Source organism: Aestuariicoccus sp. MJ-SS9 (assembly GCF_032586235.1).
Taxonomy (GTDB): Bacteria; Pseudomonadota; Alphaproteobacteria; order Rhodobacterales; family Rhodobacteraceae; genus Aestuariicoccus.
This window is the reverse complement of the sequence record NZ_JAWHTD010000004.1, coordinates 41,853-54,720: the sequence shown is the minus strand read 5'-3', so window position 1 is coordinate 54,720 and position 12,868 is coordinate 41,853. Positions and strand designations below refer to the sequence as shown.

11 protein-coding genes are annotated in these 12,868 nt (G+C 68.5%); 9 read left to right on the top strand and 2 right to left on the bottom strand.

Features of this window, described 5'->3' with window-relative positions; translation table 11 throughout:
* Positions 1-204: 204 nt before the first annotated feature.
* From RXV88_RS04430 to RXV88_RS04415, 4 genes are all read left to right on the top strand, one after another.
* Positions 205-2,058 (top strand): ABC-F family ATP-binding cassette domain-containing protein, encoded by a 1,854-nt coding sequence (locus RXV88_RS04430; protein WP_316290895.1) that lies wholly within the window; start codon positions 205-207, stop codon positions 2,056-2,058.
* Positions 2,059-2,116: 58 nt separating this feature from the next.
* Positions 2,117-2,833 carry a hypothetical protein gene (locus RXV88_RS04425; RefSeq protein ID WP_316290894.1) on the top strand — a complete coding sequence of 239 codons (717 nt, stop codon included), beginning with the start codon at positions 2,117-2,119 and terminating at the stop codon, positions 2,831-2,833.
* 41 nt (positions 2,834-2,874) lie between these two features.
* Positions 2,875-3,492 carry a MarC family protein gene (locus tag RXV88_RS04420; protein WP_316290893.1) on the top strand — a complete coding sequence of 206 codons (618 nt, stop codon included), beginning with the start codon at positions 2,875-2,877 and terminating at the stop codon, positions 3,490-3,492.
* Positions 3,493-3,562: 70 nt separating this feature from the next.
* Positions 3,563-4,144 carry a TIGR02281 family clan AA aspartic protease gene (locus tag RXV88_RS04415; protein WP_316290892.1) on the top strand — a complete coding sequence of 194 codons (582 nt, stop codon included), beginning with the start codon at positions 3,563-3,565 and terminating at the stop codon, positions 4,142-4,144.
* Positions 4,145-4,208: 64 nt separating this feature from the next.
* On the opposite strand, the gene RXV88_RS04410 is transcribed toward RXV88_RS04415, so the two are convergent.
* Together RXV88_RS04410 and RXV88_RS04405 are read right to left on the bottom strand one after the other, a co-directional pair.
* A complete protein-coding gene (locus RXV88_RS04410; RefSeq protein WP_316290891.1) occupies positions 4,209-4,667 on the bottom strand; it encodes a DNA polymerase III subunit chi in 459 nt (152 codons plus the stop codon).
* The gene (locus RXV88_RS04405) at positions 4,668-6,137 is read right to left on the bottom strand and encodes a leucyl aminopeptidase (RefSeq protein WP_316290890.1); all 1,470 of its coding nucleotides are present in this window, start codon (positions 6,135-6,137) and stop codon (positions 4,668-4,670) included.
* A 125-nt stretch (positions 6,138-6,262) separates the two neighbouring features.
* On the opposite strand from RXV88_RS04405, the gene lptF reads away from it, so the two are divergent.
* From lptF to pdxA, 5 genes are read left to right on the top strand one after another with little or no spacing between them, the layout of a single operon-like run.
* Positions 6,263-7,390, top strand: coding sequence for an LPS export ABC transporter permease LptF (gene lptF / locus RXV88_RS04400; RefSeq protein WP_316290889.1), 1,128 nt, complete (start codon positions 6,263-6,265; stop codon positions 7,388-7,390).
* A complete protein-coding gene (gene lptG, locus RXV88_RS04395) occupies positions 7,387-8,481 on the top strand; it encodes an LPS export ABC transporter permease LptG (protein WP_316290888.1) in 1,095 nt (364 codons plus the stop codon). Before lptF ends, lptG begins: the two co-directional genes overlap by 4 nt.
* Positions 8,481-10,616: an LPS-assembly protein LptD gene (locus RXV88_RS04390; RefSeq protein WP_316290887.1), complete on the top strand. Its 2,136-nt coding sequence runs from the start codon at positions 8,481-8,483 to the stop codon at positions 10,614-10,616. The genes lptG and RXV88_RS04390 overlap by 1 nt, the downstream gene beginning before the upstream one ends.
* Positions 10,604-11,830, top strand: a complete 1,227-nt coding sequence (locus RXV88_RS04385; protein WP_316290886.1) for a peptidylprolyl isomerase — start codon at positions 10,604-10,606, stop codon at positions 11,828-11,830. The genes RXV88_RS04390 and RXV88_RS04385 overlap by 13 nt, the downstream gene beginning before the upstream one ends.
* Positions 11,827-12,801, top strand: a complete 975-nt coding sequence (gene pdxA, locus RXV88_RS04380) for a 4-hydroxythreonine-4-phosphate dehydrogenase PdxA (RefSeq protein WP_316290885.1) — start codon at positions 11,827-11,829, stop codon at positions 12,799-12,801. The genes RXV88_RS04385 and pdxA overlap by 4 nt, the downstream gene beginning before the upstream one ends.
* Positions 12,802-12,868: the final 67 nt, after the last annotated feature.

Below are 12,868 nucleotides of genomic sequence, written 5' to 3'. Positions count from 1 at the left end.
GGGGCTGCTCCGTTGGCGATGAATAATTGAGCGCGCGGTTAGCATGGGCGCGCGGGATTGGAAAGAGCCAAGGGCGCGGGCGGTCCGTCTGTGGCGGGCTGCGGGAGTGAGGGGCCAGCCCCTCACACTCCCCGGGATATTTTGGATCAGTGAAAGGGGGATGACGGGCTGGCATGGCGCCGGGGGCTCTGCTATGGCGCGGCCATGTTGAGGATCCGTGAGATCAATTATTCGGTGGAAGGGCGGCCTTTGTTCGAGGCGGCCTCGGCGACGATTCCCGAAGGTCACAAGGTGGGGCTGGTGGGCGCCAACGGCGCGGGCAAGACCACGCTCTTTCGGCTGATCCGGGGCGAGCTGACGCTGGACGGGGGCGAGATCTCGCTGCCGTCGAAGGCGCGGATCGGCGGGGTGGCGCAGGAGGTGCCGGCCTCGGAGACAAGCCTGCTGGACACGGTGCTGGCCGCCGATACCGAGCGCGCGGCGCTCATGGCCGAGGCGGAGGCGGCGGAGGACGGCGCGCGCATCGCCGAGGTGCAGACCCGGCTGGCGGATATCGACGCCTGGTCGGCGGAGGCGCGGGCGGCGAGCATTCTGAAGGGGCTGGGGTTCGACGATGCCGAGCAGCAGATGCCGTGCAGCGCCTTTTCGGGGGGCTGGCGGATGCGGGTGGCTTTGGCGGGGGTGCTCTTTGCGCAGCCCGACCTGCTGCTCTTGGACGAGCCGACCAACTATCTTGATCTCGAGGGGGCGCTGTGGCTGGAAAGCTATCTGGCGCGCTACCCCCATACGGTGATCATCATCAGCCACGACCGCGGGCTTCTGAACCGCGCGGTGGGGTCGATCCTGCATCTGGAGGGACGCAAGCTGACGCTCTGGCAGGGGCCTTACGACCAGTTTGCGCGCCAACGCGCTGCGGTGCGCGCGCAGCAGGCCGCGCAGGCCAAGAAGCAGGACGCGCGGCGCGCCCATCTGCAGGCCTTCGTGGACCGCTTCAAGGCCAAGGCGAGCAAGGCCAAGCAGGCGCAGAGCCGGGTCAAGATGCTTGAACGGATGGAGCGGATCACCGCGCCCGAGGATGTGGCCCGCCGGGTCTTTACCTTTCCCACGCCCGACCAACTGAGCCCGCCGATCATTCATATCGAGGACGGGCGCACCGGTTACGGCGACCGGCTGGTGCTGCGCGACCTGAACCTGCGCATCGACCAGGACGACCGCATCGCGCTTTTGGGCAAGAACGGTCAGGGCAAGTCGACGCTGGCCAAGCTCTTGTCGGACCGGCTGGCGATGATGGGCGGGCGCAAGACCGCCAGTTCCAAGCTGCGCATCGGCTATTTCGCGCAGCATCAGGTGGATGAGCTGCATGTGGACGAGACGCCCTTGCAGCATCTGCAGAGGATGCGGCCCGAGGCGGCCCCGCCCAAGCTGCGCGCGCAGCTGGCGGGCTTCGGGCTGATGGCCGAGCAGGCCGAGACCGAGGTCGGGCGGCTCTCGGGCGGGCAGAAGGCGCGTCTGTCGCTGCTTTTGGCGACGCTGGATGCGCCGCATCTGCTGATCCTCGACGAGCCGACCAACCATCTGGACATCGAGAGCCGCGAGGCGCTGGTGGAGGCGCTGACCGCTTATGACGGCGCGGTGATCCTGGTCAGTCACGACATGCATCTGCTGAGCCTGGTGGCCGACCGGCTGTGGCTGGTCAAGGATGGCACGGTGCGCCCCTTCGACGAGGATCTGGAGGCGTATCGCGCGCTGCTGCTGGCCTCGGACAAACCCGCGCGGTCGCCCCGGCGCGAGGCGCCCAAGCCCCGGAAGGCCAGCCGCGACGAGATCCTCGCGCTGCGCGCCGATGTGCGCAAATGCGAGGAGCGCGTCGGCAAGATCAACGCCATGCGCGACAAGCTGGCCACGAAACTGGCCGATCCCGCGCTTTATGAAGAGACCCGTGTCGGCGAGCTGGAAACCTGGAACCGCAAGTACGCCGAGGTGATGGAGGGGCTCGACAAGGCCGAGACACTCTGGATGGCGGCGCTGGAAAAGCTTGAGCGGGCGGAAAAAGCCTAGGGTTCGGGCGGTTGCGTGTTAGGCTGGCCCGGATTTATTTTCCGAAAGGTCCTTCGTCATGTCCGATTTCCACTGGGTGACGTTCCTGCGCGTCTGTTTTCCCGACATCATCGCCGCCGCCGACCGTCGCTTTCCGGCCATGCCGGGCGCGGATATCTGGCGGTTCTGCCCGACCCAGAGGCTGGGGCCCGAGGGCATCCCGAGCTATGCCTCGGATGTATGGTGCGGCATGGCCGTTTTTGACGACGAGGAAGCGGCGCGGGCGGCCTTTGACGATCCGCAGGCGCATCTGCCCTTTTTGGCCGAAGCGGAAAACGTCTGGGTCGCGCTCGCCGTTCCCTTTGCGCATCGCGGCGCGGTGAAGTGGCGCGACGCGGTGGAGACCGATAGCGCGCTGCGGGTCTGCCGCACGCCGCCCGAGGGCACGCTGGCGGTGGTGACCTCGGCGGGGTTCGACGCGGACAGCGCGGTGCCGATGGCGCGGCGGCTGGACTTCGCCCGGGGGGTCGAGGCGGTGCTCAAGGGCTATGCCGAGGCACCCGGCAACATCTTTCGCGATGTCGGCAACGGCGCGGGCGTGGACGGGCGCGACGGGCTGACGCTGTCGCTCTGGGACAGCGACGCGGCCATGGTGCAGGCGGCCTATAAGCCGGGCGTGCATCGCGGACAGATGGACGGGCATTTCGGCGACGCCATGTTCGACCGGTCGTCCTTTTCGCGCTTTCGCGTGCAGGGGATGCGCGGCGATTGGGGCCGGGCCGCCGCGGCGGCCTGAGCCCTTGCGCGGACAGCGCAAACGTGGTTGAGCCCATGGGCATGGACACGACCTTTCTCATCAGCGCCTTCGTCACGCTCTTCGTGGTGATCGACCCGATCGGGCTGACCCCGATCTTCATCGCGTTGACGCAGGGCGCGGATGCGGCGCACAGGCGCGCGGTGGCGCTGAGGGCCTGCGGGATCGCGGCGGTGCTGCTCATGCTCTTTGCCTTTCTGGGCGAGGCGGTGCTGGGGTTCATCGGCATTTCCATGCCGGCCTTCCGCATCGCGGGGGGCATTCTGCTGTTCCTGACCGCGCTCGACATGCTGTTCGAGCGCCGCACCAAGCGGCGGTCGGACAGTGCCGAGGACGAGGACAAGCCCGACCCCTCGGTCTTTCCCATCGCCATCCCGCTGATCGCCGGGCCCGGGGCGATCGCCTCGATGATCCTGCTGGTGGGCCAGACGAACGACGCCGCAGGCATGGCCGCGGTGCTGGGGGTGATGCTGGGGGTCGTGGGGATCGTGTTCCTGTTCTTTCTGAGCGCCGGGTTGATCGAACGGGCGCTTGGCAAGATCGGCATCACCGTCGCCACGCGGCTGCTGGGGATGCTGCTGGCGGCGCTGTCGGTGCAATTCGTGCTGGACGGGCTGCGCACCTTCGGGCTGGCGGGCTGACGCAGGCTCTGTGAAAAGCGGCCGCGCGTGCCTACATCAGGAGGGTGGCAACGGACGGAGCGGCGCCCCCATGTCGGAATTCGAAATCGGCAATCTTCTCTATCTTATTCTGCTGGGATCCGTGCTGGTGTTCTGGGTCTTCGTGCAGAACCGCGAGAAGCTGGGGCAGAAGCTGCAACAGATGGTGGTCTGGGGGCTGATATTTCTCGGCACGATCGCGGCAATCGGGCTCTGGGAGGACATCCGCCGCACCGTGATCCCGACCCAGGCGGTCTTTGCCGAAGAGGGCCGGATCGAGCTGCCGCGCAGCCCGGACGGGCATTATTATGCCACCGTCGATCTCAACGGCGTGCCGACGCGCTTCGTGGTGGACACCGGGGCGACGTCGATCGTGCTGACGCTCGAAGACGCCCGGCGCGCCGGGATGGGCGAGGATGGGCTGATCTTCTTTTCCGAGGCGATGACCGCCAATGGCCCGGTGCGCACGGCGCCGGTGACGCTGAAGAGCGTGGCCATCGGCCCCTTCGTCGACCGCGACGTGCCGGCCTTCGTCAACGAAGGCGAGATGGAGCAATCGCTGCTCGGCATGAGCTATTTGCAGCGCTATGCACGGCTGGAAATCTCGGACGGACGACTGGTGCTGGAACGCTGACGCCGGGGCCATTTTTCGTGACGAAAAATGATCCGGAATTTTGAGGAAAATTCCGGCGCGGCGGTCAGCGTTCGGCTTTCATTTCCCAGCGGCCCGATTCCTCGGACCAGTATTGCGCCGCACATCCTGCGTCCGTCAGCCGCTTCCATTCTTCGCGCGCGGCCTGCACCGCCGCCGGATCATTGCCGTCGAAAAGCACGCAGGCGCGTTCCAGCGCCTGTACCTCGGCCGGATCGAGTGCCGCGCCGTCCACCGCCATGACGCATTGCGGCGCGTTGGCGGCCTCAACTGCGGTGGTCAAAAGCACCGGCTGCAAAGCATCGTGGTCGCCCCCCGCCAGACCATGCGGCAGAAACCCGTCCTCCGCCCCCAGCCAGAGCCGTTCGTCCAGCCAGGCCATGCGGGCCCCGTCGGTGCCGCGCACCGCGACCCGCCAGCCCGCCGCCAGCGCCTTTTCCAGAAGCACCGGCAAAGTATCCTCCAAGGGACGCCGGGTCAGGTGGTAGAAATAGGCCGCCCCCATCTATTCGGTCTCGAAACGCTCCTGCACCAGACGGTTGAGCGCCAGAACCCCCCAGCCGGTCGCGCCCTTGGGGGCATAGGCCGTTTCGGCCTTCACATGTGCCACCCCGGCAATGTCGAGGTGGATCCACGGCGTGTCGTCCTTGACGAAGCGCTTGAGGAACTGCGCCGCGGTGATCGACCCGCCGGGCCGGCCGCCGATGTTCTTCATATCCGCAAGCGGCGATTTCAGCATGTCGTCATAGGCCTGCCCCAGCGGCATCCGCCAGGCGCCCTCGCCCTCGGCCGCGGCGGCCTTGAGGAAATCCGCCGCCAGGTCCTCGTCGTTGGAATAGGTGGCGGCGTTTTCATGCCCAAGCGCGATGATGCAGGCGCCGGTCAGTGTCGCCAGGTCGATCATTGCGGCGGGCTTGATGTGTTCCTGCGCGTACCACATCACGTCGCAGAGCACGAGCCGCCCCTCGGCGTCGGTGTTGAGCACCTCGATCGTGTCGCCCTTCATCGAGGTCACGATGTCGCCCGGGCGCATCGCGTTGCCCGAGGGCATGTTCTCGACCAGACCCACGAGGCCCACGACATTGGCCCGCGCCTTGCGCGCGGCCAGGGCGCGCATGGTGCCCGCCACGACGCCCGCGCCGCCCATGTCCATGGTCATGTCTTCCATCCCGCCCGCGGGTTTGAGCGAGATCCCGCCGGTGTCGAAGACCACGCCCTTGCCCACCAGCGCCAGCGGCGCGCTGTCGCCGCCGCCGGACCAGCGCATCACCACGACCTTGGACGGGCTGTGCGACCCCTGCCCCACGCCCAGCAGCGCGCCCATGCCGAGCTCGGCCAGCTTGTCCTCTTCCAGCACCTCGACCTCGACGCCGAGATCGCGCAGCCCTTCGAGCCGGGCGGCGAATTCGGTGGTGGTCAGCACGTTGGCCGGTTCGGACACCAGATCGCGGGTGAAGAACACGCCCTCGGCCACCGCCAGCAGGCCTTCGGCCCTGGCGGCGACCTCGTCGGGTTTCGAGCACATGAAGACCGCAGGTTCCAGCGCCTTGCCCTTGTCGGATTTATGATCGGCAAAGCTGTAGCCGCGCAGCGCAAGGCCCAGGGCCACCTCTTCTGCGCGCGCGGTGGCCTCGGTCAGCACCGTCAGCGCGGCGCTGCCGGCGGCCTTGGCCAGCGACACGCCGGCCTTGCGCGCCTCGGCTACATCGGGGCGGCGTTCCAGCCGCACCAGATCGACCGCGTCGGCGGCCAGCCCCACCGGATAGGCCAGCGTCAGCACCTCGCCCGCCTTGAGCTTGCCCCAGCGTTCCGAACCGACAGCGCGGGCCACGGCCCCCTTGGTCAGCCGGTTGAGCCGCCGGGCCCCGGGGCTGAGCTTGCCCTCGCCGGTGATGCAGACGGCGATGCGGCCGGTGGCCTCGGCCAGGGCATCGGGATCGGTGGCGGTAAAGGTGATGGCGCGTCGGTCGGTCATGCGGGGGCTCCTTCTTTGGCGACAAGAGGTAGCGGGCGCGCGCCGCATTGACCAGAGCCTGCTTTCCCCTCCGGCCTGCATTGCGTAGATTGGCGGCGACTGAAGGCGCGCAAGGGGCAATCGGCTTGCAGAGATTCGACAGATACCTGCTGGTGCAGCTCATGGTGCTGTTCGGCTTCTTCGCGCTGGTGCTGGTGTCGGTCTACTGGGTGAACCGCGCGGTGATCCTGTTCGACCAGCTTATCGCCGACGGCCATTCGGCGAGCGTCTTTCTGGAGTTCACCGCGCTGAGCCTGCCCAACGTGATCCGGCTGGTGCTGCCGATGGCGGCCTTCGCGGGCACGGTCTATGTCACAAACCGGCTTTCGAACGATTCCGAGCTGACGGTGATGCAGGCCACCGGCTTTTCGCCTTGGCGGCTGGCGCGGCCGGTGCTGGTCTTCGGGCTGATCGTGGCCGGCATGATGACGATCCTGACGCATTTCCTGGTGCCGCAATCGCTGCAGCAGCTGCGCGAGCGCGAGATCGAGATCTCGGGTTCGGTCAGTGCCCGCCTGCTGCGCGAGGGCGCGTTCCTGCATCCCGCGCGCGGCGTGACGTTCTACATCCGCGACATCACCCCGGACGGCGAGCTGCGCGACGTGTTCCTGTCGGACCGGCGGCTGGCGGGGCGGTCGGTGATCTATACCGCCGACCGCGCCTTTCTGATGCGCGACGACGACGGGCCCAAGCTGGTGATGCTGAGCGGCCAGGCGCAGACGCTGCAAACGGACAACCAGCGGCTTTCGACCACGACCTTCGCCGATCTGACCTATGACGTGAGCGGGCTGATCGAGCCCGCCACCGCCAAGCGCCCCCGGCTGAGCCATATGTCGACGCTGAAGCTGGCCGCCGACCCGCAGGCGGCGGCGGACGAGGCGCGCAGGGACCTGGGCCAAGCGCTGGAAGAACTGCACGGCCGCGTCGCGCAGGCGCTTTTGTGCGTCGTGGCCGCGCTTGTGGGGTTCTCGGCGCTGTTGCAGGGGGGCTTTTCGCGCTTTGGCGTGGGCAAGCAGATCGTGGGCGCGATCTTTCTTCTGGTGATCATCAAGCTGATCGAGGGCGCGGTCAGCGATCCGGTGCGCGCCAATGCCCGGCTCTGGCCGCTGATCTACCTGCCCTCGGCCACCGGGTTCGCCATGGCAGGCGTGATGCTGCATCTGGCCGCCCGGCCCTTCCGGCCGCGCCGCCGCGCGGCGGGAGGCACGGCATGACCCTGCATTTCTACTTCGCGCGCCGGTTTCTGAAGATGTTCGGCACGGTCTTCGGCGTCTTCTTCCTGTTCCAGTCGCTGCTCGACCTGATCGAGCAGATCCGGCGCCACGATTCCGACGTGAGCTTTGGCCAGGTCCTGGAGCTGACGCTGCTCAACACGCCCGAGGGCATGTACCAGATCCTGCCGCTGATCACGATCCTGTCGACCATCGCGCTGTTTCTGGGGCTTTCGCGGTCGTCCGAGCTGGTGGTGGTGCGGGCGACGGGGCGGTCGGGGCTGACTACGCTGGCCGCGCCGGTGCTGGTGGCGCTGATCATCGGCGGGATCGCGGTGGCGATGATGAACCCTATCGTCGCCGCCACTTCGAAACGCTACGCGGAACTGAGCGAATCCTACCGTTCAGGCGGCGGGTCGGTGTTGTCGATCGGGGCCGAGGGGCTCTGGCTGCGGCAGGGCGACGCGCGCGGGCAGACGGTGATCAGCGCCGCCCGCGCCAACCCCGACGCCACGGTCCTCTATGACGTGACCTTCGTGGCTTACGCCCCCGGCGGCAGCCCCGTTCGGCGCATCGAGGCCGCCGAGGCCGCGCTGCAGGGCGGCGCCTGGGTGCTGAGCGACGCCAAGGCCTGGCCGCTGACGCCCGGGCTCAACCCCGAGGCGGCGGCGCAGACCCACGACCGGCTGCGCGTGCCCTCGACGCTGACGCAGGACAGCATCCGCGACCGCTTTGGCACGCCTTCGGCGATCTCGATCTGGAACCTGCCCGCCTTTATCGACGGGCTGGAGGAGGCGGGTTTCTCGGCCCGCCGCCACATGGTCTGGATGCAGATGGAGCTGGCCCGGCCGCTGTTCCTGACGGCCATGGTGCTGCTGGGCGCGGGGTTCACCATGCGCCACAGCCGGATGGGCAAGACCGGGCTGGCGGTGCTGGCGGCGGTGCTGCTGGGATTCGGGCTTTATTACATCCGCAATTTCGCGCAGATCCTCGGCGAATCCGGCCAGCTGAGCCCGATCCTCGCCGCCTGGGTGCCGCCGGTGGCGTCGGTGCTGCTGGCCATGGGGCTGGTGCTGCACATGGAGGACGGATGATGCGCTGGCTGATCCTGGCGCTGCTTCTGCTGGCGTCCCCTCTGCGCGCCCAAAGCAGCGACGCCGCGCTGCTGGTGGCGGACGCGGTGTTTGTCGAGGCTGAGGACCGGTTGATCGCCCAGGGCAATGTCGAGGCGCTTTTCGAGGGCAACCGGCTGACGGCCACGCGCATCGTCTATGACCGTGCCGCCGACGCGCTGATCATCGAGGGCCCGCTGCGCATCACCGATCCCGACGGTAACGTCTTTCTGGCCGAGGCCGCGACGCTCGACCCCCGCTTGCGCGACGGGCTGCTGACCGGGGCGCGGCTGGTGCTGGACCAGCAGCTGCAACTGGCCGCCGTCGAGGCCCGCCGCGCCGAAGGCCGCTATACCCAGCTGAGCCGCGTGGCCGTCACCTCGTGCCAGGTCTGCGGCGCGGACGAAACGCCGCTGTGGCAGATCCGCGCCAACCGCGTGGTGCATGACGAAGAGGCCCGCCAGATCTATTTCGAGGGCGCGCAGCTGCGCATTCTCGACGTGCCGGTCGCCTATCTGCCTTACCTGCGCCTGCCCGACCCCACCTTGCGGCGCGCGCGCGGTTTTCTGATCCCGTCGCTGCGCAGCTCGACCCTGCTGGGGTTCGGGATCAAGACACCCTATTTCATCCCCATCGGCGATCACCAGGACATCACGCTGACGCCCTATCTGTCGCCGGTCACCCGCACTCTCGAAGCGCGCTACCGCCGCGCCTTCACCTACGGCGATCTGCAGATCGAGACGGCGATCACCCGCGACACGCTCGCCCAGGACCAGCCGCGCGGCTATCTATTTGCCGAGGGCGCCTTTGATCTGCCGCGCGATTTCAAGCTGACCTTCGACATTGAGGCCACCAGCGACGAGGCCTATCTCAGCGATTACGACTACAGCTCGAAGGACCGGCTGGACAGCGAGCTGAGCGTGACGCGGGTGCGGCGGGACGACTTCGTGCAGGCGTCGCTGATCCATTACGAATCCCTGCGCGATGGCGAGAACAACGCAACACAGCCCACGATCATCGCCGATCTGCGCTATGAGCGGCGCTTCTTCCCACGCCGGATCGGCGGCGAGCTGCGCTTTGGCGCCGTGGCCCATGCGCACCACCGCTATTCCACCCGCGCCTTCGACGGGCCGGACGACGATCTGCTGGTAGACGGGCTCGACCTGTCGCGGCTCAACGCCGATCTGAGCTGGCGCAACCGCTGGACTTTGGCCGGCGGGCTGCGCGCAGGCGCGCGCGCGCATCTTTGGATCGACCGGTTCGAAATCCGCCAGGACGTCACCAGCCCCGGCGAAGTCACTCAGGCGACCCCCGCTGCTGCGGTCGAGCTGCGCTGGCCCTTCGCCCGCACCGGCCCCGGCGGCGGCCGCACCCTGCTGGAACCGGTGGTGCAGCTGGGCTGGACCGGCGGCGACCGCCAGCGCAACCCAAACGACGAAAGCACCGTGGTCGAGTTCGACGAAGGCAACCTTCTGTCGCTGTCGCGCTACCCCGCCGCAGACCGGCGCGAGCGTGGCGGGCAGATGGCCGTCGGGCTGCGCTGGCTGCACGACCGTCCCGGCGCCTGGCGCGCGGGGATGACGCTGGGCCGGGTCTGGCGCGACCGCGACGAGGACGGCTTCAGCCTGTCGTCGGGGCTTCAGGGGGACACATCGGACTGGCTCATCGCCGGGCGGCTGGCGACGGCCGGAGGGCTGTCGTTTTCGGCGCGCGGGCTGCTCGATTCCGATTTCGAGTTCTCCAATGCCGAGGCGCGGGCCGGCTGGTCGACCCCACGCATGGACCTGGGTGCATCCTACGTGCTGCTGGTCGGCGACCTGGCCGAAGGCCGCAACGAGACGCTGTCGGAATGGTCCTTCGACGGCCGCTACCGGATGGCGCGCAACTGGACCGCCGCAGCCGACTGGCGCTACGATCTGGCCGACGGCCGCTTTGCCCGCGCGGGACTGGGGCTCGAATACCGCAACGAATGCGTCGAGGTGAACTTTTCGGTCTCGCGCCGCTTCGTGTCTTCCACTAATCTCGAACCAACAACAGATGTCGGCCTGACCGTCGCGCTGAAGGGCTTCAGCACCGGCGGCAGCGCCAGGGAGTACCGCCGCACATGCAGCAATTGATCCGTGTCCTGACAACCTGCCTCGCCCTCGCCGCCGTGGCGGGCCTGACGCCGCCGACCGCGTCCGCGCAGGGGCTGTTTTCGCCCGCGATCAAGGTGAACGAACGGGTGATCACCACCTTCGAGATCGAACAGCGCGCGCGCATGCTCGAGGTTCTGAACGCGCCAGGCGATCCGCGCGAGGTCGCCCGCGAGCAGCTGATCGACGACCGGCTGCGCATCCAGGCCGCGCAGGACGCGGGCATCGTTCCCTCCGATCAGGAGGTGCTGGACGGGATGGACGAATTCGCCGGTCGCGCCAACCTCACGCGTGAGGAATTCGTGCGCGAATTGTCAGGCGCGGGCGTGGCCGAACAGACCTTCCGCGACTTCGTGCGCGCAGGCCTCAGCTGGCGGCAGCTGGTGCAATCGCGCTTTGCCGGACGGGTGCAGGTGTCGGAGGCCGAGATCGACCGGGCGCTCTCGCGCGACACCGGCGGGGCCAACATCCGTGTGCTGCTGTCCGAGATCATCATGCCCGCCCCCCCGCAAGAGGCCGAGGCGGTGCGCGCCCGTGCCCAGCGGATTTCGCAATTCACCACGATTGGCGAGTTCTCGGCCGCCGCGCGGGAATTTTCGGCCACCGCCACGCGCGGAGCCGGCGGTCGGCTGCCCTGGCAGAGCCTCAATGACCTGCCGCCGCCGCTGCGGCCCATCGTGCTGGGCCTCGCCCCCGGCGAGGTCAGCGATCCACTGCCCATCCCGGACGCGGTCGCGCTGTTTCAGCTGCGCGCCATCGAAGAGACCGGCTATACTCCGCCCGAGGTGGCGGCGGTGGAATACGCCATGTTCCGCATGCCCGGCGGCCGCACGCCCGAGACGCTGGCGCGGGCGCGGGTCCTGGATGCCGAGATGGACCGCTGCGACGATCTTTACGCCGCCGCCAAGGGCCAGCCCGAAGGCACGCTGGAACGGGTTTCGCAGGCGCCGGCGGACATTCCCACGGACATCGCCTTCGAGCTCTCCAAGCTCGACGCGGGCGAGATCTCGACCGCGCTGACCCGCAATGGCGGCGAGACGCTGATGGTGCTGATGCTCTGCGGGCGCACCAATGCGATCTCCGAGGATGTGGCGCGCGCTGATCTGGCCCAGGGCCTGCGCAACCGCCGGATCGAATCGCTGGCCGAGGGATACCTGGCGCAGCTGCGCGCCGAAGCGCGCATCGTGGAGCGATGAGCCCGGCGCCCATCGCGCTCAGCTGCGGCGAACCGGCGGGCATCGGCCCCGAACTGGCAGTGGCCGCCTGGCAGGCGCTGGGGGCGGAGGTGCCGTTCTTCTGGATCGGCGATCCCGCGCATCTGCCCGAAGGCGCGCCGGTACGGCTGATCGGACGTCCCGAAGAGGCCCAGCAAGGGGCCGATGAGGGGCTGGCCGTCCTGCCCCATACCTTCCCCGGCCCGCGCACCCCCGGCACGGCGCAGCCGGCGCAAGCGCAGGCGGTGATCGACGTGATCGCGCGCGCCGTCGGGCTGGTGCAGGACGGCGCGGCCTCGGCGCTCTGCACCCTGCCCATCCACAAACAGGCGCTGCAGGACGGGGCGGGCTTCGCCTTTCCCGGCCATACCGAGTTTCTCGCGCATCTCGCGGGCGCGGACGAGGTGGTGATGATGCTGGCCTCGGACCGGCTGCGCGTCGTGCCGGTCACCATTCACATCCCGCTGGCCGAGGTGCCCACCGCCCTGACCGCCGATCTGCTGGAGCGCCGTCTGCGCATCACCCATGAAGCCCTGCGCGCGCAGTTCGCCATCCCTGCCCCGCGCATCGCGGTGGCCGGGCTCAACCCCCACGCGGGCGAAGGCGGGCGGATGGGGCGCGAGGAGATCGACCTCATCAACCCCGTGCTAGACCGCCTGCGCGCCGAGGGGATGGACATCGCCGGGCCGCTCTCTGCCGACACGATGTTCCACGCCGCCGCCCGCGCAGGCTATGACGTGGCCGTGGCGATGTATCACGACCAGGCGCTGATCCCGATCAAGACGCTGGATTTCGACCGAGGGGTGAACGTGACTCTGGGCCTGCCCTTCGTGCGCACCTCGCCCGACCACGGCACCGCCTTCGACATCGCCGGGCGGGGTGTGGCCAACCCCTCGTCGACCGTGGAGGCGCTGAAACTGGCCTGGCGGCTTGTGTCGGGCGTCGGGCGATGATCCGGTTTCCCGTGCTGCGCACGCGACCCGCTGGGGGGCCAGCCCCCCAAACCCCCCGAGATATTTT

Bases quoted from the DNA above. Each gene is read 5' to 3' on its own strand.
- RXV88_RS04430 (WP_316290895.1), top strand. From the start codon at position 205: ATGTTGAGGATCCGTGAGATCAATTATTCGGTGGAAGGGCGGCCTTTG.
- RXV88_RS04385 (WP_316290886.1), top strand. From the start codon at position 10,604: ATGCAGCAATTGATCCGTGTCCTGACAACCTGCCTCGCCCTCGCCGCC.
- RXV88_RS04425 (WP_316290894.1), top strand. From the start codon at position 2,117: ATGTCCGATTTCCACTGGGTGACGTTCCTGCGCGTCTGTTTTCCCGAC.
- RXV88_RS04405 (WP_316290890.1), bottom strand. From the start codon at position 6,137: ATGACCGACCGACGCGCCATCACCTTTACCGCCACCGATCCCGATGCC.
- RXV88_RS04390 (WP_316290887.1), top strand. From the start codon at position 8,481: ATGCGCTGGCTGATCCTGGCGCTGCTTCTGCTGGCGTCCCCTCTGCGC.
- pdxA (WP_316290885.1), top strand. From the start codon at position 11,827: ATGAGCCCGGCGCCCATCGCGCTCAGCTGCGGCGAACCGGCGGGCATC.
- RXV88_RS04420 (WP_316290893.1), top strand. From the start codon at position 2,875: ATGGACACGACCTTTCTCATCAGCGCCTTCGTCACGCTCTTCGTGGTG.
- RXV88_RS04410 (WP_316290891.1), bottom strand. From the start codon at position 4,667: ATGGGGGCGGCCTATTTCTACCACCTGACCCGGCGTCCCTTGGAGGAT.
- RXV88_RS04415 (WP_316290892.1), top strand. From the start codon at position 3,563: ATGTCGGAATTCGAAATCGGCAATCTTCTCTATCTTATTCTGCTGGGA.
- lptG (WP_316290888.1), top strand. From the start codon at position 7,387: ATGACCCTGCATTTCTACTTCGCGCGCCGGTTTCTGAAGATGTTCGGC.